The 26,639-nt window shown below is 34.1% G+C and carries 23 protein-coding genes; all 23 read left to right on the top strand.

Annotation, left to right across the window (positions count from 1 at the left end; genetic code table 11):
- The first annotated feature begins 9 nt into the window (after positions 1–9).
- A complete protein-coding gene (locus HALSAC_RS17045; protein ID WP_156924145.1) occupies positions 10–180 on the top strand; it encodes a hypothetical protein in 171 nt (56 codons plus the stop codon).
- 274 nt (positions 181–454) lie between these two features.
- On the top strand, positions 455–661 hold the full coding sequence (gene thiS / locus HALSAC_RS0105590; RefSeq protein ID WP_027339434.1) for a sulfur carrier protein ThiS: 207 nt from the start codon (positions 455–457) through the stop codon (positions 659–661).
- Positions 662–663: 2 nt separating this feature from the next.
- A complete protein-coding gene (locus HALSAC_RS0105585; protein WP_027339433.1) occupies positions 664–1,467 on the top strand; it encodes a molybdopterin-synthase adenylyltransferase MoeB in 804 nt (267 codons plus the stop codon).
- Entirely contained in the window at positions 1,467–1,901 is a 435-nt protein-coding gene (locus tag HALSAC_RS0105580) for a Mov34/MPN/PAD-1 family protein (protein ID WP_027339432.1), read from the top strand. Before HALSAC_RS0105585 ends, HALSAC_RS0105580 begins: the two co-directional genes overlap by 1 nt.
- On the top strand, positions 1,894–4,233 hold the full coding sequence (locus HALSAC_RS0105575; RefSeq protein ID WP_027339431.1) for a sulfurtransferase TusA family protein: 2,340 nt from the start codon (positions 1,894–1,896) through the stop codon (positions 4,231–4,233). The genes HALSAC_RS0105580 and HALSAC_RS0105575 overlap by 8 nt, the downstream gene beginning before the upstream one ends.
- A gap of 392 nt (positions 4,234–4,625) precedes the next feature.
- The gene (locus HALSAC_RS0105570; RefSeq protein ID WP_027339430.1) at positions 4,626–5,849 is read left to right on the top strand and encodes an O-acetylhomoserine aminocarboxypropyltransferase/cysteine synthase family protein; all 1,224 of its coding nucleotides are present in this window, start codon (positions 4,626–4,628) and stop codon (positions 5,847–5,849) included.
- 369 nt (positions 5,850–6,218) lie between these two features.
- Positions 6,219–6,830, top strand: a complete 612-nt coding sequence (gene cysC, locus HALSAC_RS0105565) for an adenylyl-sulfate kinase (RefSeq protein WP_027339429.1) — start codon at positions 6,219–6,221, stop codon at positions 6,828–6,830.
- Positions 6,805–8,247, top strand: coding sequence for an SLC13 family permease (locus HALSAC_RS0105560; RefSeq protein WP_245579429.1), 1,443 nt, complete (start codon positions 6,805–6,807; stop codon positions 8,245–8,247). The genes cysC and HALSAC_RS0105560 overlap by 26 nt, the downstream gene beginning before the upstream one ends.
- Before the next feature lie 210 nt (positions 8,248–8,457).
- On the top strand, positions 8,458–9,621 hold the full coding sequence (gene sat / locus HALSAC_RS0105555) for a sulfate adenylyltransferase (protein WP_425402505.1): 1,164 nt from the start codon (positions 8,458–8,460) through the stop codon (positions 9,619–9,621).
- Positions 9,622–9,904: 283 nt separating this feature from the next.
- Positions 9,905–11,596, top strand: a complete 1,692-nt coding sequence (locus tag HALSAC_RS0105550) for an adenylyl-sulfate reductase subunit alpha (RefSeq protein ID WP_027339426.1) — start codon at positions 9,905–9,907, stop codon at positions 11,594–11,596.
- Positions 11,586–11,876 (top strand): 4Fe-4S dicluster domain-containing protein, encoded by a 291-nt coding sequence (locus tag HALSAC_RS0105545; RefSeq protein ID WP_027339425.1) that lies wholly within the window; start codon positions 11,586–11,588, stop codon positions 11,874–11,876. The genes HALSAC_RS0105550 and HALSAC_RS0105545 overlap by 11 nt, the downstream gene beginning before the upstream one ends.
- A 133-nt stretch (positions 11,877–12,009) precedes the next feature.
- The gene (locus tag HALSAC_RS0105540) at positions 12,010–12,243 is read left to right on the top strand and encodes a hypothetical protein (RefSeq protein WP_035571310.1); all 234 of its coding nucleotides are present in this window, start codon (positions 12,010–12,012) and stop codon (positions 12,241–12,243) included.
- Positions 12,244–12,320: 77 nt separating this feature from the next.
- Positions 12,321–13,157, top strand: a complete 837-nt coding sequence (lgt, locus tag HALSAC_RS0105535) for a prolipoprotein diacylglyceryl transferase (protein ID WP_027339423.1) — start codon at positions 12,321–12,323, stop codon at positions 13,155–13,157.
- A gap of 104 nt (positions 13,158–13,261) precedes the next feature.
- On the top strand, positions 13,262–13,384 hold the full coding sequence (locus tag HALSAC_RS17640; RefSeq protein ID WP_281172330.1) for a hypothetical protein: 123 nt from the start codon (positions 13,262–13,264) through the stop codon (positions 13,382–13,384).
- A gap of 43 nt (positions 13,385–13,427) precedes the next feature.
- Positions 13,428–13,673 carry a DUF2933 domain-containing protein gene (locus HALSAC_RS15135; RefSeq protein WP_035571309.1) on the top strand — a complete coding sequence of 82 codons (246 nt, stop codon included), beginning with the start codon at positions 13,428–13,430 and terminating at the stop codon, positions 13,671–13,673.
- A gap of 295 nt (positions 13,674–13,968) precedes the next feature.
- Complete coding sequence (locus HALSAC_RS0105520; protein WP_027339422.1) at positions 13,969–15,093, top strand: hypothetical protein; 1,125 nt, start codon at positions 13,969–13,971, stop codon at positions 15,091–15,093.
- A 162-nt stretch (positions 15,094–15,255) separates the two neighbouring features.
- On the top strand, positions 15,256–16,371 hold the full coding sequence (locus HALSAC_RS0105515; RefSeq protein ID WP_027339421.1) for a hypothetical protein: 1,116 nt from the start codon (positions 15,256–15,258) through the stop codon (positions 16,369–16,371).
- 779 nt (positions 16,372–17,150) lie between these two features.
- Positions 17,151–18,836, top strand: coding sequence for an outer membrane protein (locus HALSAC_RS0105510; RefSeq protein WP_027339420.1), 1,686 nt, complete (start codon positions 17,151–17,153; stop codon positions 18,834–18,836).
- Positions 18,837–19,037: 201 nt separating this feature from the next.
- Complete coding sequence (locus tag HALSAC_RS0105505; RefSeq protein WP_027339419.1) at positions 19,038–19,322, top strand: hypothetical protein; 285 nt, start codon at positions 19,038–19,040, stop codon at positions 19,320–19,322.
- Positions 19,323–19,729: 407 nt separating this feature from the next.
- Positions 19,730–22,327 carry a hypothetical protein gene (locus tag HALSAC_RS0105500; protein WP_027339418.1) on the top strand — a complete coding sequence of 866 codons (2,598 nt, stop codon included), beginning with the start codon at positions 19,730–19,732 and terminating at the stop codon, positions 22,325–22,327.
- 32 nt (positions 22,328–22,359) lie between these two features.
- Positions 22,360–22,986: a hypothetical protein gene (locus HALSAC_RS0105495; RefSeq protein WP_027339417.1), complete on the top strand. Its 627-nt coding sequence runs from the start codon at positions 22,360–22,362 to the stop codon at positions 22,984–22,986.
- A 15-nt stretch (positions 22,987–23,001) separates the two neighbouring features.
- A complete protein-coding gene (locus HALSAC_RS0105490; RefSeq protein ID WP_027339416.1) occupies positions 23,002–24,360 on the top strand; it encodes a BamA/TamA family outer membrane protein in 1,359 nt (452 codons plus the stop codon).
- 282 nt (positions 24,361–24,642) lie between these two features.
- Positions 24,643–26,553: an LPS-assembly protein LptD gene (locus HALSAC_RS0105485; RefSeq protein WP_211231307.1), complete on the top strand. Its 1,911-nt coding sequence runs from the start codon at positions 24,643–24,645 to the stop codon at positions 26,551–26,553.
- Positions 26,554–26,639 lie beyond the last annotated feature (86 nt).

Raw genomic sequence — 26,639 nt, 5'->3', positions numbered from 1 at the left:
AGGAAATTTATGAAGTATCTTAAGATTATTTCGTTAGTTTTTCTGTTAGTGGTAGTCTTTTATATAATAAGTAGTGATTTGGGAAATTCTAATAATCAACCCAGCGGAGCAGGAGAAATATGGTGGACAGAGGTTGAAGAGATAGAGGAGAGTTTTGAGAATATTGGTAGTAGAGAATAAGTAATAAAGCATATATTTATTACTAGCTATGAGCTAAAAATATAAAAAACTTTGTAGGTCTTAAAACTATTTTAGTCTTTAAATTTAGATTTGTTTTAGTTGTAGGTTTTTAAAGACCTTGAACTTGCTTATGACTCATAGCATATAGCTAGTGGCACAAAAGTGTCACTTCATTAATAACATTGACATAACAGTGTTGTTATGGTATCTTAAAAACAATAACTAAAAAGCTATAAAAACATAGCTGAATACTTAGGAATAGGAGTGGTGAATTATGAAGATAACTTTAAATGGTAATGTAGTAGAATTTGAAGGGGGATTAACGGTAGCAGAACTTTTGAAGAAAGAGGATGTTGATATGCCAGATATGGTATCAGTAGAGCTAAATGGAGAGATTTTAGATAGAGATTCTTTTGGGGATCAACTGGTTAAGGATGGAGATACAGTTGAATTTCTTTACTTTATGGGTGGTGGATGCTAATGATGGATTTTAGCAATGAACAGTTACAAAGATATTCAAGACATATTATATTACAAGATGTAGGGGTTGAGGGCCAAGAAAAGCTTTTAAAGTCCTCTGTACTTATTATTGGAACTGGTGGTCTTGGAACTCCAGCAGCTCAATTCTTGGCTGCGGCAGGGGTAGGTAAGGTTGGTCTAGTAGATGCTGATAAAGTTGAACTTTCTAATTTGCAAAGACAGGTCTTACACCATACAACTGACGTAGGTAAGTTAAAGGTTGAATCTGCTAAAGAGAAGATAAATTCGATGAATCCAGATGTAGAGGTTAAGACTTATCCTTATTATTTGACCTCTCAAAATATTAAAGAGGTTATTAGAGAGTATGACTTTGTAATTGATGGAACAGATAATTTCCCAGCAAAGTTCTTGATCAATGATGCATGTGTGATAGAAGGAAAGCCTTTATCCCATGCGGGAATTATTAAGTTTGGTGGGCAGGTTACTACTATAGTTCCAGGTGGAGATACTCCTTGTTATAGATGTATGTTCCCTCAACCACCAAAGCCAGGTTCTGTCCCTTCTTGTAAGGAAGCGGGAGTTATTGGTGTAATGGGTGGAGTAGTTGGAACTATTCAAGCTACAGAGGCTATTAAGTATATCTTAGATAAGGGTGAGCTTCTAACTGGTAAATTATTGACCTATGATGCTTTGAAGATGGAATTTAGAAAAATTAATTTAAAGAAGAGAGATAATTGTGGTATCTGTAGTGATGACCCAGAGATTAAGGAGTTAATCGATTATGAGCAAGGAGCTTGTGAATTATGATAGTTAAGTTAGATCAGAGATTATACGAGAAGATGTTGGCCCAGGCTAAAGAGGAGTTTCCTAATGAGTGCTGTGGATTGGTAGCAGGTGAATCTGGTGAAGATATCATTGAGGTAAAAGAAGTATTTCCAATGACAAATCTAGATGCTTCGGCGGAACACTTTAGTATGGACCCTAAGGAGCAGTTTGCTGTAGTTAAAGAGATCAGATGTTTGGGATATGACCTTTTGGGTAATTATCATTCCCACCCTTTTACTCCATCTAGACCTTCTTATGAGGATAAGAGGCTGGCTTATGATGAAGGTGCTATATACTTTATACTTTCTTTAAAGAAGAGGGATGAACCGGTCTTAAATGCTTTTAAGATAAAGGGTAGGAGTGAGGTCACTAAATTAGAAGTTAAAATAGTAGAAGGTGGTGAATTTAATGAGTAATGAGCCTCAATTTATTATACCTAAAGAGGTTAAAGAAGATACTAAGAACTATCGTAGTTTAGTTAGAGACTTTGTAGAAGGAAGGTTAGATGAGGCTAGATTTAAAGGGCGTAGAGTACCTATGGGAATCTATGGCCAAAGAAGTTCAAAAGATGAATCAGATAAGTATATGGTTCGTGTTAGGATACCTGGTGGAGTAATGAGTAGAGAACAGTTTGCTAAGCTTAACCAATTAAGTAAAGAGTATGGAAGTGCTTATTTACACTTTACTACTAGGCAAGACATTCAGATCCACCAAGTTAATATTGAAGATACTCCAGATATATTAGAAGAGTTGTTAGCTTATGGATTGAGCCCTAGAGGTGGAGGAGGAAATACAGTTAGAAATATTATGAACTCTTCCTTAGCTGGTGTAGATCCAGAAGAAGTTTTTGATACTACACCTCATAATTTGGCTTTGACTCAGTACTTAATTAAGACTAGATCTTCTTTTAATCTTCCTAGGAAGTATAAGATATCTTTTTCTTCTAGTGCAAAGGATGATGCTTTGGCAACAATAAATGATTTGGGTTTTATTGCTAAAAAATCAGAAGGTAAGAGAGGATTTAAGGTATATGGTGGAGGAGGAATGGGTGGTTCTCCAGAACTTTCTATAGTCCTTGAAGAGTTTATTGAAGAGGATAAGATATTTTATGTAGCTGAAGCTATTAAAAGACTCTTTGACGATTATGGTGATAGAAGTAATAAACATCAAGCTAGATTACGTTTTGTAAAAAAGAGGCTAGGTGATGAAGGTTTTATAGCTAAGTATAAGGAATATTTGGCTGAGGTTTTGGAAGAAGATTTGCTTGTAGAAGATATTATTTCTTATCAAGAGCTTAGAAGTAAGGGTGAGGTTAAGGGCTTTGATGTAGATTATATCCATCCAGAAAAAGAGAAGGGTTATTATTCATTAGAGTTAAGACCTGAAAATGGTGATGTTTATTATTCAGAGGTTAAGGAGTTGTTAAAGTTATTAACTTCTGATGAAATCTCTCTTAGAACTACTAACAAGCAAGGTTTGTTAATTAGAGGAGTTAAGGGCCAACAACTAGAAGCTTTAGTTTCGGCTATTAAGGAGATTAACTCTGAATTGTTAGTGGCTAACGTAGGTACCACCCCTATTGCTTGTAAGGGTGCTTCAACTTGTAGGTTAGGGTTGTGCTTATCTCCTAATTTGGCCCAGGAAATTAAAGAGGTTTTAGAAGAGTTGGATGCTAAGTTACAGGGGCTATTACCACAAATTTATATTAGTGGATGTCCTAATGCTTGTGGTCAACACTTTATTGGTAATATAGGTTTTGCAGGTAAGGCTAAAAGGTATAATGATAAGTTAGTTCCTCATTATTCATTACTTCTGGGTGGAAATATAGGAGAAGGTCAGAGTAGGTATGGTGAAGAGGTTATAGATATTCCTACTAAGAGAATTCCTCAATTTTTAGTTTCGTTGGTCAAAAAGCTAAAGGAAGAAGGAGTTAGTCGAGCTAATTTTAATGCTTACCTAGAAAAGGGTGGAAAAGAGAAAATAATTGACTTAGCTAAAGAGTTTATTCAAGTTCCTTCCTATAAAGAGGATAGTGATATCTATAAAGATTGGGGTAAAGAAGAAGATTTCTCTTTGGCTGGTAGAGGACCTGGCGAATGTGGTGCAGGAGTTATGGATATAATCCAATTAGATATAAATATGGCTAAAGAGGGCTATAATAAAGGTATCAATGAAGAAGATAGCAGTGGATTATATAAAGCAATAATCAATGCAGCTAGAGCTTTACTTATCGTTAAAGGTATTGATACTGATAAAGATAGAGTTATAATTAAATCATTTAAATCCGAGTTTTTGGATGGGGATTTAGTAGATAAAAATTATGAAGATCTTCTAGACAAAGCCATAGATTATAGGTTAGGAGATATAGATGATTTATTAGATACAAAAGATGACATTAAGAATCTAATTGGTAGAGTTGAGAAACTATTTAATTCATTAAATGCTAAATTAGAGTTCCAGCTAGAAGATTTAGATACCAAGGAGCAAGATGATAATAGTTCTAATGGAGAAGAGAAAGAAGAAGGAAAAAACCTATCTGATTTAAGAGGAGTAAAGTGTCCAATGAACTTTGTTAAAGCAAAAGTAGCTATTGCTCCTTTGAATAAAGGAGATATCCTAGAAATATACTTAGATGAGGGTGCTCCAATTGCAAATGTTCCTAGAAGTTTAGCTTCTGAAGGACATAAGATATTGGCTAAAGAGAAGATTGGAGAAGGTTATTATCTTTTGAAAGTTAAGAAAGGGTAATGAGCTATGTGTCATAAGCTGTGAGCTAGTAGTGAAGTGCTATTTAATAGGAATATTAGTGAAGCTTTTAAAAAATAAAAAATTCAAAATCTTTTTTGGAACCACTAATGGACACGAATTAACACTAATATAATTAAAATTAATATAGGGTTTTAGTAGTTATTATGGAACATTTAGTGAGTAAAATAAATTTTTGATAATCTTTATTTTATAGTATGTGATTTGTGTTCTTTGATCTTTTATTCGTGACTATTCGTGTTCATTAGTGGTAAAAAATGATCTTAAGATTTTGAACTAGCTCACTCTACAGGTTTAAAAAACAAGACCTTCCGTAATAAAAACCATTCGCTCATAGCACATGACTCACAGCTCACAAGGAGAGGAGTGAGTAGATGAGATTTAGTACGAAACTAGTCAATTTAGAATTAAAGGATAAGTATGGAGCGACAAATACACCGGTATATTTAAGCAACTCCTTTGCTCACCAGAGTGCTGAAGATTTGGAGAAGATCTTTAATAAAAGGGCACCTGGCTATGCATATAGTAGGGTAAGTAATCCTTCGGTTAGAGCAATAGAGGAGAAGTTAATGGTTTTAGAAGAGGGAAAAGAAGGAATTTTGACCTCTTCAGGAATGGCTGCTATAGCTACGGCTACCTTGAATGTTCTAGAGAATGGTGATGAGTTTATAGCTACTAGTTCACTCTTTGGTGGTACTTATAACTTATTTAAGAGTTATAGCAATTATGGGATCACACCTAAATTTGCAGAGGGTGTTGAGGTGGAGGATATTAAAAAGTTAATAAATTCAAAGACTAAGTTGGTTTTTTTAGAGACTTTAGGAAATCCCAAGCTAGATATTCCTGATATAAAGGGGATAGTTAGATTATGCAAGGATAAAGGAGTCCCTCTAATTGTAGATAGTACAATGACAACTCCAGCTTTGATTAACCCTTTAGAGCTAGGGGCCAATGTTGTAATCCACTCTACCTCTAAATATATAAATGGTACATCAAATTCTATTGGTGGAGTGATAATTGATGGTGCTAACTTTGATTGGGGCAGTTTAGATTCCTTTGCAGACTATAAGAAATATGGTAAATTCGCCTTTTCAGTTAAGGCTAGAAGTGAAGTATTTAGAAATTTAGGAGTAGCTTCTTCACCGATGAATGCTTTCTTGAATGAGTTAGGGGTTCCAACATTAAAGTTAAGGATGAAGGTTCATTGTGATAATGCTTTAGAGTTGGCAAAATTCTTAGCAGACCATCCTGAGGTTAAAGAGGTAAGCTATCCAGGTCTAGAGGGTAATCCTTATCACCAAAGAGCTAAGGGCCTATTTAAAGGTGGTTTTGGTGGGATGTTAACTCTACGAGTTGGTAGTAAAGAGAGAGCTTTTAAGCTAATTAATGAGTTAAAGTACTTCTACAACTTAGCCAACATCGGCGATGTTAAATCTCTAATTATCCATCCTGCTTCTACAATTTATAGTAGAAATAGCAAAGAAGAGCAGGAGAGTTTGGGAGTTTATGATGATTTGATTAGAGTAAGTGTAGGGATAGAGGATGTAGAGGATCTTAAAGAGGACTTTGAGCAAGGGCTTGAAGGAATTGAGAGTTGAGAATTAAAAATTAAGAGTTGAAAAGATATGGATTCACATAAAGATAAGTTGAAGAATATATTGAGAATTAGGGTGTGGGTTAATAGTAATAAAGCTATGCTTTATTACTAGTGATGAGTAATCAGTAATGGGTAAAACCTTAAAAACCAGAAGCCCCTTCGTTCCCTATGATTATAAGAGTTCTTGAGATTTTAATCTTACTCATTACTCATCACTAATTACCCATTACTAGCGGCACGAAAGTGTCACTTTAATCCTACAAAATATACATTTCTAAGCTATATTGTTAAAAAAATAACACCTGGTTTGATATTGGTTTGATGGTTGTCCAAAAAATAAGTGAAGAATTTAATTTAGGAGGAAGCTTATATGAGTAATTCTAATGATGAGAAGAATATTACCTGGCATAGTGGAAAGGTGGGTTATACTGATAGATGCCAACAATTAGACCAAAAAGGCATTGTAATTTGGTTTACTGGTTTATCTGGTGCCGGAAAGTCTACAATTGCTGTTGAGTTAGAGAAGGAACTTTTAAAACTGGGTAAGGTTTCTTATAGGCTTGATGGTGATAATATGAGACATGGGTTGAACTCAGATTTAGGTTTTAGCGCTGAAGATAGGAATGAGAATATCAGAAGGATTGCAGAGGTAGCAACTCTATTTAAGGATGCAGGATTAATTACCTTAGCCTCTTTTATCTCTCCTTATCGAAAGATGAGAGATTTTGCTCGAGAGAGGGCTGGAGATGATAACTTCATTGAGGTATTTGTTAAGGCTGATGTAGAGATCTGTGCTCAAAGGGATCCTAAAGGGTTATATGAGATGGCTAAGAAGGGTGAGATAAATAATTTTACTGGGATATCTGCCCCTTATGAAGAGCCTATCGATCCTGAGCTGGTTATAGATACAACTGAGCTTTCAATTGAGGAGTCTGTAAAGGAGGTGTTAAGCTATATTGAATTTAAAGAATCAAAGAGTTAATTCCTTCTATGATAAGGTGAGATTATTATCAAAAAAAAGAAAGGAGCTAACTGCTATAGGGGGGCTTGTACTATTCCTACTAATAATCATAGCACCGTCCCCTACTGGGTTATCTATAGCAGCTAAAAACTCCCTGGCTGTCTTTATTTTATCATTAATTTTCTGGGTTAGCAACATTATCCCATTACCAGTAACAAGCTTAATGGGAATGGCTTTAATTCCGACATTAAATATATTATCTGTAGAAGAGACATTTGCTCTTTTTGGGAATAAGTCAGTTTTCTTTATTCTAGGGGCTTTAATCTTAGCAGCTGGGCTTTATAAGACAGGGTTAGGATCTAGGATGGCCCTTAGTATTTTAAAGATCTTTGGTGATAGTCCTCAGCAATTAATTTTTGGTGTTATGATAACTGCTGCTCTGCTTTCATGTATTATGCCTGAACATGCAGCTGCGGCAATGTTATTTCCTATAGTAAAAGAGATTGCTAAAAGCTTAGAGTTAGATCCCTTAAAGAGTAACTATGGTAAGTTGTTATTTCTAGCTATGGCCTGGGGAGCTATTATAGGTGGTATAACCACCTTCTTAGGAGGGGCTCGCAATCCTTTGGCTGTAGGATTACTTGAAGAGAGTTATGGAATCACTATAGGATTTTTTGAGTGGGTTAGATATGCTTGGCCTATTCCTGTAATTGGTTTGGGTTTAGCTTATATCTTAATACTTAGGTTAATTAAGATAGATATTAATAATGTAGAGAAAGCTAAAAAGGTTTTACAGATTAAGATTAAAGAACAGGGTTCTTTATCTTTAGAAGAGAAGAAATTGGCTATTATCTTTAGTCTGGTTTTAGGGGCGTGGTTATTTCTCCCCCAAATAATTGATATTTCACTGGTGGCTTTATTAGGAGTTGGAGCAACCTTTATATTGAAGGTAGTTGAGTGGAAGGAGATTGAAGGTTATGTAAATTGGGGAGTTATTTTAATGTTTGGAGGGGCTATAGTTATAGCTACTGCACTAAATAGGACTGGAGCAACTGAGTGGTTTTCAGAGTTGTTGTTCTCTAGAGTAGATCTTTCACCATTTGCTTTTTTAGCTTTAATATCAATCTTCACAATCTTCTTAACTGAGGGGATCAGCAATGTAGCAGCAGTAGCGATTATCTTACCTCTTGGCTATAGTTTGGGGGATGTATATGGTATTAATCCAATTGTAACTACTCTCTCTGTAGCATTGCCAGGAGGCTTGGCTTTTTGTTTGCCTATGGGAACCCCACCTAATGCTATTGCCTTCTCTTCAGGTTATTACGATATTAAAGACTCTATATCTGTAGGGATTATTTTAAATATAGCTTCATGGTTTATTTATCTATTTGTAGTTAGATTTTATTGGCCCTTTATCGGGTTGGAGATTATTATTTAGAGCAATTGATAGTGGATAATTGATAATTGATAGTAAAGACCTAAACAGTAGTTGGTAGTGAGATATAGTTCTTTTAAAGATGATTATTAAGTTTATTCAGGAAAAGGTGGGACTTTACAGATTAGATTTAGATTATCGGTAATTTAGTTTTGAGTTTTTAACTATCAACTATCAATTATCAATTTTAAACTGTTTTTAATTAAGGAGGAGATTAATTTGTTAATAGAACCGCATGGAGGAGAATTGATAAATAGAATTGTTGAGAGGGAGCAGTTGGCCCATATACTTGAAGGAAACAAGAACTTAAAGAAGCTAGCTTTATCTTTAAGGGACTTGACTGAGGCTGAGAATATTGCAACAGGGCTTTATAGTCCTTTAGAAGGTTTTATGACTGAAAAAGATTACTTGAAGGTTGTTGAAGAGATGCATTTAGATAATGGATTGGCTTGGACTATTCCTGTTGTTCTTGGAGTAGATGAAGAGAAGGCTAAAGAGTTTGAGCCAGGTGATGATATCCTTTTAACAGATTATGATGGCGTTGAGTATGGGGTATTATTCTTAGATGATATGTATACTTATGACAAGGTTAAAGAAGCTAAGCTAGTATATAAGACAGATGAGAGGGAGCATCCAGGAGTAGCTAACCTTTATAAGAGAGGAAATGTTCTTTTAGGAGGTAAGATCTCTTTATTTAAGAGGGTAGAGCATGGTTTATTTAATAACTATAGGCTAGATCCTAAGGATACAAGGGCTTTGATTGAAGAGAAGGGGTGGAAGCGAGTAGTTGGATTCCAGACGAGAAATCCAATCCACCGTGCCCATGAGTATATCCAGAAGTGTGCTTTAGAGATCTGTGATGGATTACTATTGACTCCCTTAGTAGGAGAGACTAAAGGTAGTGATGTTCCAGTTGAGTATCGTATAGAGAGTTATGAGGTAGTAATGAATAGGATCTATCCTCAGGATAGAACAGGTTTATCAGTATTTCCTGCTGCAATGCGCTATGCCGGGCCAAGGGAGGCAGTCTTTCACGCCCTGTGTCGTCAGAATATGGGATGCTCTTACTTTATAGTAGGTCGCGATCATGCTGGTGTAGGTGATTATTATGGTACTTATGATTCTCAGGAGATATTCCACGAATTTGCCTTCTGTGAAATTGGGATAGAGCCCTTATGCTTTGAACATGCTTTTTATTGCAAGAAGTGTGGGTCAATGGCTACAGCAAAGACCTGTCCTCACGATAGTGAGCATCATATCTCACTAAGTGGTACTAAGGTAAGAAGTTTATTAAGCGCAGGGAAGAGACCACCAGAGGAGTTAACAAGACCAGAGGTTGCAGATGTCTTAATCCGAGGAATGGCGAAAAGCAGTTAAGTACAGTTGAAAATTGATAATTGAGAATTGATAGTTAAGATCAAGGGCAGATAATAAAGAATAAAGAATAAAGAAATAAAAAAAGATAAAGATCAAAGGCTATACGCAGACTAAGTTCGGACAAGAGCCGACAAGATCCAGACAAGAGATTAAATTATTTAAATTAATAAAGGTTTAATCAGATTTAATCGGCTTTTATCGTGTTTTAATTTGCGCTAAGTCTTTGATTTTCAGGTTTTAAGAAGGTTAAAGTTTTAATTGATAGCCAAGCGGAGGTGAAAAGGTGAAAAGCGACATTCAAATTGTAGAGCTTGAGACGGATATTTTGGTTATTGGTGGGGGAGCTGCTGGGTGTTATGCTGGAATTAAGATAAAAGAAGAGGATGAAGATGTTAATGTATTGGTAGTTGATAAAGGTCAAGTTGAGCGTAGTGGTTGTCTTGCAGCAGGTATTAATGCTATCAATGCTTATCTAAATCCTGGAGTAACACCTCAAGACTTTGTCGATTATGTGAAGAAGGATTCAGAAGATTTAGTCAGAGAAGATCTTATCTATACTATAGCCCAGGGGCTTAATAAAGCTACCCATGATTTAGACAAGTGGGGTCTTCCTTTTATCAAGGATAAAGAGGGTAATTATATCCCTAAAGGAAAGAGGAGTGTTAAGATTAAAGGTGAGAGTATTAAACCAGTTATGGCCAAAGCTCTTTACCAGAGTGGGGCTAGGGTATTGAATAGGGTAAATATTACTAATTATTTGGTCATTGATGGAAAGGTAAGAGGAGCCTTTGGTTTTTCTGTGCGAGAGAATAAATTCTATCTTATCAAGGCTAAGGCTGTTATCTGTGCTACAGGTGGGGCTTCAGGAATATATAAGCCTAACAATCCTGGGGCTGCCCGCCATAAGATCTGGTACTCACCCTTTAATACGGGTGCAGGTTACGCTATGGGAATCAGAGCTGGTGCTGAGATGACAACCTTTGAGATGAGATTTATCGCTCTTAGGACTAAGGATACTATCTCTCCTACAGGAACCTTAGCTGTAGGATTTAAGGCTAAGCAGTTGAACTCTTTGGGTGAAGAGTATCAAAAAAATTATTCCAAAAAGAGTACACCTTACAGACTATTAGCTACTTTAAAGGAAAACTTTGAGGGTAGGGGTCCTTGTTATTTGGATACTACTCACCTTGATGACCATAAGGCAGAGGCTTTAAAAGAGGCTTACCTACATATGTCCCCATCTATCTTATTAAGATGGGCCAACAGAGGCGTGGAGCCTAATGAAGAAGGAGTAGAGATCTGTGGTACTGAACCTTATATTGTAGGAGGTCATGCACAAGCTGGTTATTGGATAGACCAAAATAGAAGAAGTACTCTTGAAGGTTTATATGCTGCTGGAGATGTGGCTGGTGGTGCTCCTAAGAAGTATGTGACAGGATCTATGGTCGAGGGTGAGATAGCAGGATTGGATGCTTTAGAATATATAAGATCAGTTGAAGGCGTAGATGTAGATAAGAGTATTGTTAAAGAAGAATTTAATCGGGTCGTTGGCCCGTTAAATAGAGAGAAAGGATTTACTCCTCGAGAGTTAGAAGAGAGATTACAAAAGCTAATGGATGAGTATGCAGGAGGTATAAGTTCTAATTATAGGGTGAATGAGACTAAGTTACTAGAGGCTAGAAGATTACTTAACTCATTGAAAGAGGATTTGGTTAAAGCTAGGGCCAACAGCCTTCACCAATTGATGAACTTTCATGAGGTCGTAGATAGAGTAGATGTAGCTAGAGTTTTGGTTGAACATCTGCTTTGGAGAAAAGAGACTCGATGGAGGGTTTATCAAGAGAGGACTGATTATCCTAAACGAGATGATCAAAATTGGTTTAAGTTTGTTAACTCTGTTTATGACTCTAAAGAAGACCAGATTAAGATAATTGAGAGAGAACATAAAGGAATAGGTGATTTAGATGACCATTAGGATTGATAAAAATTTATGTGATGGTTGTGGTAAGGCTAAGGAGCCTTTATGTGTGAGGATCTGTCCTGGTAATCTTTTATATAAGGATATTGACAAGAAGGCAGAGATTAGAGATAAGGGCGAGTGCTGGGACTGTGCAGGATGTGTTAAAGAGTGTCCTAAAGGGGCAATAGAGATGTATCTTCAACCAGAGATCGATGGAAGAGGAGCTACTCTTAGGGCCAAGAAGAAAAGTGAAAAGGTAGAGTTTATAATTAAGAGTGGAAAGTCAGCTTGCTGACTTTCCATTCTTAATTTCTGCTTCTTAATACTTTCTTAATATTTATCCTTTATAATATGAAATAAAGGTGAAAGAATTAAAGTTATAATTTTTATTAAGTTGAATTAAGCATAAAAGAGAGGGGTGTATAGTTATGTGGTCTTTTTGTCAGGATGATTTTATAGGTGGAAGATGGCATGGTTGGGGTGGAATGTTTCTTTATCTTCTTTTAATTGGTGGAGGTATTTATCTGTTAGTGAGAATGATATCTTCTGGAGGAAGTAAAGTTAATAATAGTGCTTTGCCTATCCTAGAAGAGGAGTTTGCCAAAGGCAAGATTAGTAAAGAAGATTTTGTTGAAAGAAAGAGGATTCTTAAGGAAGAATAATTTTTTTACTATTAATATACCTTACAAGGGTAAAGTATATTAATTTTTGATATAATGAAACAGAAGGGATGATTAAGATGGCTACGGAGGTTTTTGAGGTTGGTCCATTTTCCATACATTTATTTGGTATATTTATTGGATTAGGAGTTTTAGCAGGTTTTTATATATTGAATTTAGAGGCAAAGAGGAAGAGGTTTGATAAGGATGGAGTATTTAATTTTGCTTTATATGTAATTTTAGCTGCAATGGTGGGTGCAAGAATCTATTATGTATTGGTATTTAATTCAGTCTTTTATTTGAGTAATCCAATGGAGATATTTATGATTCACCAAGGTGGACTCTCTATACAGGGCGGGCTACTTGGAGGGATAATCTTTGCCTTTATTTATTTAAGAAGAAAAGAATTATCCTTTTGGGGGATGGCAGATGCTTTTGCTCCAGCAATTATTTTGGGCCAAGCAATTGGTAGAGTTGGGTGTGATGTCTTTGGAGTTCCAGTAGAAAGAGGAATCTTCTGGGGAGTAGAGATAGGTAATCAACTATTACATCCAGTTCAGATTTATGAGGCTATCCTAAACTATATGCTATTTATCTTTATCTGGAATTATAGAGACAAGACTAAGTATAAAGGAGAGCTATTCTTATATTATCTAATTGGATTTTCGATTAATAGAGGGGTTGTAGAATTCTTTAGGGTTAATCTTATCTTCATGGGTATCTTTACAGTTGCCCATATAACAAGTTTGGTTATTATATTCTTAGCCGTGTCCGTTTTGATTTATATTAGAAAGAAGGGCCAATCTATTGAAGAAAGAGAGATTGATGCAATTAAGAAGGAAGAGAAACTAAGAGATACCTTGATTGTTCTAGGTATGATTATATTATCCATTTTTATCTATTATGGTATCTACTAATATTTAGTTAATGGTTGCTAGCTACAGGTTACTTGTTAAATAAATAAGGTGTTAGGTCTTTGAAGGTTTTGACTTAAGGTTATAGCTAAAAGGGAGGGAATAAAATGGAAGAAGTTTTAGGAGGTATTATTTTGATTGGACTTGTAGCAGGTGGATTTTATGTAGTTGGAAAGAAGATGGGAATTTTTGATCGAGATAATAGCGATGATGATTTTAGCTGCCATTAAAGCTAGTAGAGTCAAGAGTGAAAAATAAGAGGGGGTTATTATAGTGTCAAAGAAGAAGAGTAATCACAGCCATGGACATGGTGGACATATGTGGATGATGTTAGTTTGTTGTTTGCTGATGTTTGGTGGTATCTGGTTATTTGGTGGGTTAGGAAGTGAAGGTGCAGGAATTAACAGTAGTTGGATATTCTTTCTAATATGCCCGATAATGCATATCTTCATGATGAAGGGTATGATGAAAGATGATCATTGCAAGAAAGAAGATGAAGAACAGAAGGATTGTCATTGACAATTAAAGAATAAATCAAAAGGCAACAGATATATTCAAAAGGATAACACCTCTACAAAGCCCACATAAGATGTAAGGCTAAATTAAAATTCTTTTTTTATTAAAAACATTAAAAAAATATTAAAAAACATTCTGAAAAAAGAAGGAGAAATCTAGTCTTTGTAGAAATTAAGATATAGTGTTTATTATTGGCGAAAAAGGAGGTGAACCCCATAAGCCAGAATTTTATTTTATGAGAGACTATATGTTACAAATTAAAATTCTAAAATAAGAATATAATTAGGGGGAAATAATAATGAATAAAAAGATTTCTGTATTACTTACATTTGTTTTAGTTTTAGCGTTGGCTGTTCCAGCTTTTGCTGCTATAGAAGGAGAAGCAACTTCAGAAGTTGTAATTGAAGAAGGAGAAGATGGAGCAGAAACTACTGTAGTACTTACTGATGGAGAAGTTGTATTTGCTGAGATGCCAGCAGATATGGAATTAACTTCTTTATTTAATGTAGAGATGGATGACGATAATGATTTGCTTTTTAGAGTTGGCCCGTCATTTAAGTACACTGCAATTGAAAACTTTACTTTAGGTGTTATTGGTGACTTAGATGATGACTTTATGTTCCAATTTGGAGACCAAGTTGATGAGGGTAAGACTGATGATGGTGAAGAAAACTTTGCAATTAAGTTCTTTGCTGACTATGAAATGGTTTTAGCTCCAGGATGGACTGCAGGTTCTGAAAATAATATCGTAATTAGAGATGAAGAAGATGATTCTTTAACAATTAATCCATTTGTTAAGTATGAGTTAGCAGTAGCAGAGGATATGACTACTGGATTCAATGCTGATTACGAATTAGGCGATAAAGAATTTGAGTTTGATTTTGATGATACAGAATTTACTTTTGAGCCATTCTTTAATCTAGATACTGTATTAGCAGATAATTTAACATTTACTGCTGATAATAGCCTTGAGTTTACACATGATGGTGATGATTCTGAAACTGATTTAATTATCTCGGCTCACCTTAAGTATACTGGTGTAGAGAACTTTACAATGGGTATTACTGGTGCTATGGATAATGATGATTATGATGATGATGAGTTATTAGTTATGCCAGACTTTGATGGTATTCACTTTGCTGCTAAGGCTTATGCTGATTATGAAGTAGTTCTTATGCCTGGTGTAGCTGTAGGTTCAGAAAATAGCCTTACTGCTTCAAAAGAAGCTAATGATGGTAGAGATGCTTCTGATATGATTGATAATACTGAGCTTGTTATCAAGCCATATGTTAACTATGAAATGCCTTTAGCTCAAGATACTACTTTCTTTACTGAAGCTAGCTATGAGTTAAGCACTATCTTAGATGACATTGATTTTGATGGAGAATATGAAGTTACTGTAGGAGTTAACTACAAGTTTTAATTGAATCTAATTTATTAAGCTTCCAAGTTTAAACTTGGAAGCTTTTTATATTCAAGATATTCTAGTTAATGATATAAATAAAATATTTGACAAAAATTGATGTTTTGGGTTATAATTAATTTTGAAGGTTCATAATAAGATTATAATTAGGGGGAAATAATAATGAAAAAGAAATTTTCTGTAATGATTGTTTTGGCTTTAGTTTTAGCATTGGCTGTACCAGCTTTTGCAGCTGTAGAAGGTGAATTAGATTCTAAAGTAGAGGTTGATGTTGTAGATGGTGATTCTGAAGTAAATTTAATACTTGCTGATGGAGAGTTAGCATTTGTTGATATGCCGGAGGATATGGAATTAACTTCTCTATTTAATGTAGAAAGAAATGATGATGGCGACTTTTTATTTAGAGTTGGCCCAAATTTTGAGTATACTGGAGTTGAAAACTTCACTTTAGGTGTGATGGGTGATTTAGATGATGACTTTATGTTCCAAGCTGGAGATCAAGTTGGAGATTATGAAGATGATTATGCTATTAAGTTTTATGGAGACTATGCGATGAATTTAGCTCCTGGTTGGACTTTAGGGTCTGATAATAACTTTGTAATTAGAGACGAGTCTGATGATACTGTAACAATTAATCCATTTGTTAAGTATGAATTAGCAGTATCTCAAGATGCAACTGCTGGATTTAAAGCTGACTATGAACTAGAAGATGCTGAGTTTGAATTTGATTTCGATGATAAGACATTAGGTCTTGAAGCTTTCTATAATGTAGATACTGTTCTAGGAAACGGTGCTACTCTTGTAGCTGATAATAGCTTAGAATATAGCAAACATACTGATGCTGATGATGGAACTATAACTTTAGAAGTAACTCCTAAGTTAGAGAAAGTAGAAGGAGCATTTACTTTTGGAGTTATGGGTGGAATTGATTTTGATACTGCAATTGATGAATATGATGATGACCAACTATTTGTATATGCGACGAAAGGTGATATTTCACTAACTGTTTTTGGAATTAAGCCTTATGTAGAGATGGAAGTAGAGTCTCTTCCTGGCCTTAATGTAGGTGCAGATTTTACTTATAGAATGTATGATTTGGATCTTGATTTTATGGAAGTAGACTATTCAGAAACTGTTCTTAAGCCATATGCAACTTATGAGATGCCATTAAGCCAAGATTTAACCTTTATCTCAGAGCTTAGCTATGAGATCTACGGTGGAGATAATGAGGATGACGATGAACTATCTATAATGGCAGGAGTTAATCTTAAGTTTTAATTAAATCTATATTAATTGACCTCCAAGTACTTACTTGGGGGTTTTTTTATGTATAGATTTAAATTTTTACTATCAATTACCATTGATTAATATTAAAAAAACAACTATAATCTAGTTAGTATTGATAATGAATTTTAAGAGAAGGGCAAAAACTTTTTTCATTGAAAGTAATTGATCTTATTTAGTTCTAATTACCATTGATTAATAAAAGATAAATAATTATAATATGGATAGATACATATTATAAAGCAATTAAAAATTAAGAGTTAAGAATTAAAAATAAAAAAGTGGCTTACAGAAGTAATGAGTTTAGTATCGGTGATTGCTTAGTGGGGATTATATAAAAGACTGTTATAGAACGAGTCTCCTCTAAGGAGTTTCTGATACATATATTTTTTAACTCCAATTGTCGAATTTTGTCGAAAATGATTTTGTTTTAGTTGTTTTAAAGTTTTTAGCTGAAGGCTCATAGCTGATAGCTCATAGCTCAAATTGGCATTAGCCAATTTATTAACCTCGTGTTTAAGTACTATCCTCTCTTAATCTCTCTGGTAAAAAAGGAGGTGAACCCTAGAGATTAGCCGGTGAGAATAATTTAAAGAGCGGTGAATACTTAACAAAGATGTTTTAGCAAAGAGAATATAATCAGAAGAGTAAGAAGATATTGAGGAAACACGGCCACTCAATTTGGATATTACCCTCTGATTATAGAGCTTAAGCTAAGGTATCTCTATATACTAAAAATCAAACTAATAAATAATCTAGGGGGAATATTAATTATGAAAAAGAATTTAACATTAGTATTAGCATTAGCGTTGGTGTTCACTATGACAATGCCAGTAATGGCAAATCCTTTCAATGATGTACCTGCAAATCACTGGGCACATGATGCTTTAGAGCAAGTAGCAACTGCAGGGTTGCTTGAGGGGTATGGAGATGGAACTTATAGAGGTGAAGAATCTCTAAGTAGATATCAAGTTGCTGTATTGACTTCTCGTGTTGTTGAAAAGGTTGAAAATGAAAATTCAGAGTTAAGCCAAGAGGTAATTGAGGTAATTAATCAATTAGCAGCTGAATTTGACAATGAATTAGCAGCTATTGATTCAAGGTTAGCTGGATTAGAAGTTGTAACTATCTCAGGTGAAACTGGTGTAGAATATAGCAATGTAACTGTTGGTGGAAACGAAGAAGTAGCTTATGAAAATCCATTTGATATTGATGAAGATGAAGTAATCAGTGCAGAAGAGTTCTTCAAGCACTTTGCAGAATTTGATGTAAATATTGAAAAGGATGGAGTAATTGCTGACTTAAGCTTAGCTGGAGTTGCAAATTACTTCGGGTCTGAAGAAGAAGGAACTAACTTTGAACTAGATAGTATCTCTGGTTCTGTAACTACTGAAGATTTTGTAGCTACTATTGGAGATGAACAAGATTTAGATTGGAAAGACTACCTATTTGCTGATGAGGATAATATAGATGGAATTATTCTTAATGCTGGAAACTCTACAGTAGCAGTAGGAAGAGATGAAGAAGACGTAACAAGTGTTGGCGCTAAGCAAGAAGGTCTATTTAACCTACCATTAAATGCTTTCTTAGGTGCAGAGTGGGCTGAAGAAGGTAGAAATGTAATTGCTGGTATGGATACTGAATTTAATATGATGGATATTGACTTTACGAGTGAATTTGCAGCTAGTGATTCTAATCTAAATGGAAGACTATTTAAACTGGGTGGACAAAGAGATCTAGGAATCTTTAGATTAGCTGGTAACTATGAAAATACAGCTAACTTTGTAGGAATTCAAGTTGATGAAGACTTTGAAGCAGATAGAAAAGGTTATGACTTAAGTGCTGCTACTGATATTAGTAAAGTAGAAGTAGGAGTAACTTATGAAAGCTATGATGATGTAGATGAAGTAATCTTAGCTGCAGAAGTAAGTGATGAAAACCCTTATACTATCTTTGGGGTAGACGTATTTGGTAACTATGAGTATGAAGTTAACTCTAAGAATGAAGTAAGATATGTTGAAGGGAACAAAGAACTAGGAAACCTTAACTTAGCAGCTATCTATGATTTCGATAGCTCAGACGATTTAGACGATAAGGTATTAAGTGCAGCTTATGCTACAGAACTTAACTTCGCTGGAATTCAATTTACTCCAGAAGCTAAGGTAGCAACTATCTTTGATGGAGATAACAATAGAGCTCTTAATACTGAAGCTGGTATTGGTGCGCTTTATGTAGTAAATGACAGATTATCATTAAATGCTGGATATAATTTTGCTGATATGGAAGCTAGAGTAGACCAAGCAGGAAGAAATACTACTGCTAATGCAGGATTAGAGTACAAAGTAACTGACTCTTCTGCTGCTACACTTAACCTTGAAAGAACTGACTTTACTGGTGCAGATGAGGAAACTTCTTTCGATACTCAAAGTATTACTGGTGGATTTAGCATCAACTTCTAAATTGACAGCTATTAGCTATCAGCTATCAGCAGTCAGCCAAATCTCAAGAGTCTAACAACGCTTGGATTGTGATTGGTATAGCTGTTATTAATAAAAGGCAGGCGTGCAGATTTGCACTCCTGCCTTTTATAAGATTTATTTAAAGGTTTTAGCTGAAGCCTGAAGGCTGACGACTGACAGCTAATCTAAAGGAGTGATTAGATGAGCAAGATAAGTATCTTTTTAATAGTCTTTTCTTTCTTTATCCTCTCAAGCCCTGTCTCTTATGCCGAAAATATTAGCATTCAAAGAGAGGTTGTAGAGGTAGAAGAGTCTCAATTAATAGAACTGGCTTTAGAAGAGAAGTTTGATTCTTTTATTGATATAATTAGAAGGCTTGTAGAGGATAATATAGATTATTCTCTAGAAGAAGGAGAAGGGATAGATATAGTGGAATTTCTATATACTAAGGGAAATTTAATTAGAATCTATTATCGATTAAATTGAATAGAAACATTTAAAAAAATCAGAGTGCAGCTTAGCTGCACTCTGATTTTTTTAATGATAAAGCTAAAAGCTAAAAAGGAGATTTGGGGTTAGATATAGAATATATTTAAAGAAGGTTAATAATCAAATGTAAAGGATGGTGAAAAGAAGTTTCAGCAAATTAGTTAGAGTAAAAAATTATTTTTGGCAATGGTATGAAGGCTTATTTTAATAATAGACTGAAGATTTGTTTTCTTTTTTAAAGGCTCAAGATGTTTTTATGGTTATCATATTTACTTGAAATGAGGATAGGGATAGAATAAGCTCTAATTTAATCTCTTTAATATAGTATCTAATATTTAAAATCAAATAGCAGTACAACCTTTTGATAGAAAAAGATAATTTAAATGAAGAAAGGAGCTAGATAAATGAATAGAAAGAACAACAAATTTATCAAAATTAGTTTATTTTTGATTGTTTTTATTTTTATTTTTTCTAATTTGGCAGAAGGTATTAATGATAAAGCTGAATTAATTGATTCTATACAATTTGGTAGTATTACTATATCACCTTGGGAAGCTGTTTTTGATGAAGGAGGAAATAGATTTATTTTCAGGGATGTTGGTACTGGGAATCCATATATTGAATTTATAATAGATGGTTTAAGTACAATAACAGATCAGGGTGATAGAGACACAATAAAAGAGTGGATTGAAGATGAAATGTCTATTAATGGTTTAGGGTTTGCTAATAATTATTTTAGAAGACCTACTGAAACATCAGGAAGAACTTTCATTGATTTTGATGATGAGAGAGTAACGATTGAAATTAGAATGGATAATATTAATCCAGGAATAGGAGAAGAACTTGAACTTTATGCTGGTGGAAGGTTTTTAGCATATTTAGAAAGGAGGCTTGCTTTTCCTAACCCTAGAATAATTGCTGAGTTGGATAGTTATACTAATGTATTTGGTGATTTAGATCAGGATCAAGTGCACTATATTTCAGATGATTTAGCAGGAGAGACTTTATCTATTATACTTACAGGTCATGAATCAGAGGTGATTTATTTAAAATGGAGAGAATCTAATGAAGATCCTGGCGATGTTCCTAGTAATAGAGCAGTTGATTTATCTTCTTTTAGACAAGTTTCAAATAGAAATGAATTAGAAAACATTTTTAATTATGAAGGTACTGATGGCTATGATCCTGACTATGATGTAGAAAGAGAGTGGACTATTGATTCTAATATTGAGGAGATAATAAATATACTTGCAGGTGATGTTAATAATCTTGGTGTTCAAGCAGTTAAGATAAGAGCTAGAGCTCGTGGGACTGATATGTTAGATTATTCTCAAGCAACTTACTATTTTGTTAGGGATAATCAAAAGCCGTTTATAGAAGCTCGACCTCGAGGTAGTGAAGATTATGGTGATAGTTTTGGAACTTATAAAACTAGAAATCCTCAGCTTAGAATAAGAGTTACAGATATTATATCAGGTATTGATAGTATAAATGATCTTGAAGTAAGATATAAGTCAATTGACAATAAAGAAGATATTGATCATCTTAATATAAATGACTTTAGAGATGAAGAATTTATGAATATCCTTAATACTAGTTTAGAGGAGCGCATTGAAGGTGATGAGCGCAATTTCCGACAATCCTTTAGAGCAGAGGCAGAGATGGGTGAAGGAGAGTATGCAGTTTTAGTTACTGCTGTTGATATGGCAGGAAATAGTAGTAATGATCATGAGGAGGGTCCTTTTATCTTTTACCTTAATATAGATCAGACAGATCCTAGAGTTCAGAATATCTCCTTTAATCAGACCATTATAGGTACAGATAGTGGAGATGGTCTGAGTGAACCAGTAAATGCTCAAGGGTTAGAGCTTTATTTTGAGGCTCTAGGTATGCAGGAGATGATATATGGAATTAGATATGGTGAAGGAGAAGGTAGTGATTGGTTTATAGTTAAAAGAGACTCTTTAAATTATCATACTCAATATATAAGAGAAGAGTTTACCAACTTTACTGAGGTAGGTACAGAGTTCTTTTCAGATGGAAAAATTAAAAATGGTCGTTATGAAATTGTGATATTAGGTGATGAAAAAGAGATAGATTATAATATTTTAAGTGATTTATATGGAAAAGATTATGGTTGGGTTAAAAAAGATCAAATAGAAAGTATTTATCAAGAGCAAGTAGAGGATGGGAGAAGATCTAAAAGAATGTTTGAGGTCATACTTGATGGGCAACCTCCTGAATATAGAGAGAGTCATGGTATAAATTATGTACCTGATATCAGCGATACAGACAGGAGGGTACCTCTTGGAGAGGGAGATGAATATGAAATAACTCAAGTACAACCTGCTTTTGAATTGCAATTTAGTAACTTTTCAAATATTGATTACAACAATATAACGGTTGAATTTATTGGTAGGGACGGTGTGCGGATCTTAGGGCAGGCTACAAGTGGTGAACCGGATAGTGATGGCAGTAATAATATATATACAATACTTGTAGAGCCACGTAGGATTTTGAATCAGAGTACATATAGCCTTAGGATAGAGGTTGTAGATGAGTTTAATAATAGACAAGTAGTGGAGTTTGAAGATATATTTAAGATTATAGGTTTTGTAGAGTATGATATTAGATTTAGTATTGAAGAGGGTACTTATAACATTAATGACTCTTCTGCAATTGAGATCATCATCGATAATGATAACTTAAGACCAGATGAGTATTTAAGAGTAGAGAATAATGGAGTGCGAATAATAGAGATAGGCAATACACCTGAGGGAGTAGAGGAGTATATCAATAGTGATTATAATGTGATGTTCTTTGAGCATTTAGGAAGTGAGAGAGGACGAATAATCATCTTCTCTAGGATAATTCCACCCGAGAATAATAGAATAGAGGTATCTGTTCTTAATCAAGATGATGAGCATTCAAGAAATGATGTTTCTTTTAGGGTGATAAAAAAGAGGCGAGGTTTTGGGTTTGGTCGTTTGCTAATAGACTAACTTATAAAATTTATAGTAAAGGAGGTTCTAAGATGAGAAGAAGAGTTAAAGTGTATTTTTTATTATTGCTGATGATGTCGATATTATCTGGCTGTCTATTGGTAGATAGATCTACAACTTTAATAAGTTCTCAAGATAAAAAAGAGATACAAAGTGAAGCAAAAAAGCTAGTTGAGGATTTCTTTATTTATAACCAGTATGATCCAGAGAGTGACTATACCCTTGATATTGAGAAGTTAGTTGGATTATCTGATAGTGATAAAGGATTATTTGATCCAGATAAGGGAGATTTGGAGGAGGTATTAACTATAAAAGAAATGCATGGAGGGTCCGATACTAAGCGGTTTAATAAATTAAGGGAGGAATTAAAGGAGCAAGCAACCATCTTTGAAAGGCAGAGGGATGGTTATAGATTAGTATTTGAAGATGAGGAAGGTAATAGGAGTTATTCCTTTCGATTCTTAGATAATGGGGATTACTTTTCCAGATCAGCTATATTTGATATAGATTTTGTAGTCTATGAAGAGGTTGAAGGAGAGATGAAAGATACTGATAATGGGATTATAACCTTTGAACTGATAAATACTTATAGGGGATGGAAAATTGACCATTTGACTATAGATTACCAAGAACCTGGAACTATAACTATTCGTAATTAAGGGGTTAGTATTATAATGTATATCAAAAAGGTTGGCATCTTCACTCTGCTCTTTATCCTATTATTTAATAGCACTAGAGTATATGGAGGAGGTTCTTATAGGTTAAATTTAAATGTTGGTGAGTATACAAGTAACTTATCTCAGAATTTAACTTTAGATACAAGTCAAAAGTGGGGAGATTATCGAATTAAAGGTTCTATTAATTTCTTTAATTATTATCGAATTAGGATGGGCCAATGGGATGATGGGCTATGGGATATAGGAGATTATAGCTTTGGAGTTATAAATAAGGAGAAGGAATTACACTTAGGTCACGTAAATATCTCTTCTCCTTCAAGATTTGTAAGTATTGGCCAGATTGAGGGGATTAATCTAAAAAATGGAGGGCTAGATCTTTGGATTGGAGATTTAAGAAGAAGTGGAGCTGGATTTTCATCAGGGTCTAATAAAGAGCAAGTGGGTCTATCTTATAAAGGGGATATAGGCACTATAGCTTATCTTATAGAAGAAGATTATGATTACAGGAGAAGAGAAGAGAGAAGTAATCATTATATTACTTATAATAATTATTTTTCATTAGGCAATTCTTATCTATCTGTAGATAATAGTATAGGGTTTAACTTAGATGAAGAGGATTTAGGATGGGCTGGTCAGTTAAATTATAATTCTAATATTAAGGGTTTAAATTATAATTTAGGTGCCCGATATAGAAGCCCTAGTTTTCATAGTTTAAATTCTCTTGGAGGTTATGGAGATTATAAGTTATCTTTAAGGACTTATAAAGGGTTTTCATCTTATTATATAGAAAATAGTATTAATTATGATGAAGATAATCTGACCCGAGATTTAAATTATACTAGAAGAAATTTATCTAATAATTTTAGATTAAGATACTTTAATGGTAGTGGAGGTAGTTATACCTTTAATATCTTTTATAAAATGAATAAAAGTTATGATATTGCTAATGATGAGACTGCTTGGAGTAATGAAGACAATTCATTCTCCTTAGCTTATGAGAGGGATAGATTAGATTATAGGCTAGTATGGAGAGAGAATAGTATAAGAGCAGCAGGCAGTTATGATTTGGATCGTTCTACTTTAAGTGGGAGTTATAATTGGGATTTAAGAAAAGGAAGAAGTAATAAGGGTGAAGTATCGCTAGATTATGGTAGAAAGATATTTAATTCTTTAGATTATAATATAGATACAAGTTTAGAATATGAAGATGAATTTTACCTTACTACTAGACAAAGGGCCAATTTTTCAATTGGTGATAATCATACTTTAAATGGAACCTTAAGTTTAAATCGTCCTTTAACTTCAGATGGAAGATGGTTTAAGAGATTTAGCTTTGGATACAAGATTAATTTTTAGCTATATTATTATATAGCTTTAAGAAGTACCACTTAAAATGGTGCTTCTTTTTTTTTACTAAGCCCCCACTAATTACTTGAAGGACTTAAAGTATAATCCTTGAATTTCTCCCTATATTCTAGTAAGATTATATATAGGTAGTTAGTAGATATTAGCTAAGATAAGAAGTGATAGAGAACACAAGATTGAAATTTGTCTAAAAATAGTTAATAAACAATTATAATACCTTGATTTTCACTATTAGCTAAGGACTGGTGGTTATTAGCTAATAAACTAGAAAGGGTGGAAGTTTTGAATGAGAGAAGAATGGTTTTAGTAATACTTATAACTACTTTTATTATAATAGCAAGCTCAATACCAGGTTTTACAGAGGAATCTCCTTTTATAATTGATACAGATGGATATCTATTTTTTGATGAGGAGACTAATGTAGTAGAAGCTGGAGGGGGAGTTAGTATAGAGTTTGGTGAAAACTCTATTAGAGGTGATAGTTTAATAGTTTATTTAGATGAGGAAAGGGTTTTGGCCCAAGGGAATATAACCTTAGTTCAGGATGGACAAGAGCTTTCTGGTGAGAGTTTAGAATATAATTATCGTACTGAGGAAGGTAGATTCCTAGAAGGGAAGATCGTTCAGGACAAGCTTACCTTTACTGGTGAGGTTATGAATATCTCTGGAGATCAATTTGTTATTGAAGATAGCCAATTAACCCCTTGTTCTCATAGTAAGAGGCCACATTATAAGTTGACAGCGGAGAGTATAACAGTTTATCCAAATGACAAGGTGGTGGCTAGAGGGGTTTATCTTTGGATTAGAGGGAGAAAGATAATACCTTTACCAACCTATGTAACCAGTTTAAAGTCAGAAGAGAGGCAAAGAGAGTCTATTCCTAAGCCAGAGATAGGTTATAGCAGTAAAGATGGTCTATATGTAGGTATAGAGTATGACCATTATATAAGTCAATCATTTGAAGGTAGTATCTTGGCTAGGGCTACTACTGGAGGTAGAAATAGACTTGATTTAGATTATATTTATAATCCAAGTGATCTTATAAAGTTTAATCCTAGGATAAATTATAGCCAGAAGTATGGTTTAGACACTTATATAGGGTTACAAAATGAATTAGGTAATATAAGCAGTGATTTTAATTTTAGAGAATATACAATTAGAGATGATGAGGATGATGAATATAAAGAGGTCAAGTCTTTAGCCCATTGGGATATTAATACACAAATCTTAGGTATAGATGCTAGTTTAAACTTTAAAAAAGATGGTGAAAAAGAAGAGATAGAAGAATTATTTACCCTAGAGAAGCGGTGGTCTGATTATTATTGGACTTTAAAAGGGAGTCAAAATAGGGATGTTGATTATAGACCTCATTTATCTGTGGGTATAGATGAAAAGGATTTGGGTGATGGTACAATATTATCTACTCAATTAAGTAGAGGCAGAATAGTTGAAGAGGAGACAGATCTAAGAAGGGATAAGTTTAGCTTCAGTCTTAGAAATAATAATATCTCTTTAAGTGAAGATAGCAATCTATACTGGAGTGGAAGGATAGAAGACTCTTATTATAGTAATGAAGATAGCTATAGGACTTATAACTTTAACTTAGGAACTGATACTAAAGTGTTAGGGGCCAACTTGAATTTGGATTACACCTATTATAATGAATTAGGTGAGACCCCTTTTGAATTCGATAGATTAACAGAAGATAGATTAGTAGAGGATAAGTTCATTAGAGGGAGACACTATTTAAGTGGAAGGTTAAGTAATTCTTCAAGTTTAAATGATAGATTAGATTTGAATTGGTCTTTATCAGGAGCTAAAAATTATTATGAAGATTTTAGTGAATATACAAGTTATGGCTTAGAGGCAGGGATAGATTATGAGATAAATGACTATAATTCACTAAGCCTTAGTTATAATTATAGAGGTACTAAAGGAAGAATAATTTTAGAAGATGATGAGATAGAAAGCTTTAGTGAGGTAATTGGAACTTATTCCTTTAGAACTAACAGACAGAAGTATCCTTACTGGGATGTCGATTTAGAGGCTGCCTATGATATACAAGAAGGTAAGCTTTCTAGATTAAATACCTCCTTTAACAGGGAATTTGACTGTTTTAGTGCAGGTGTTGAGATCGATGGTATAGATAGGGGTATAAGGTTTGGATTAGATTTGAAATATTAGTAGCTGTCAGCTATCAGCCGTCAGCTATCAGCCAAAGTTTAAATGTCTAGGAGTTTTAAGCTGATGGCTGAAGGCTGATGTATGAT

It is taken from the genome of Halonatronum saccharophilum DSM 13868, from assembly GCF_000517025.1.
Lineage (GTDB): Bacteria > Bacillota > Halanaerobiia > Halobacteroidales > Halobacteroidaceae > Halonatronum > Halonatronum saccharophilum.
Note: the sequence above shows the minus strand (reverse complement) of the source record. Positions and strands in the feature narration are given on the sequence as shown.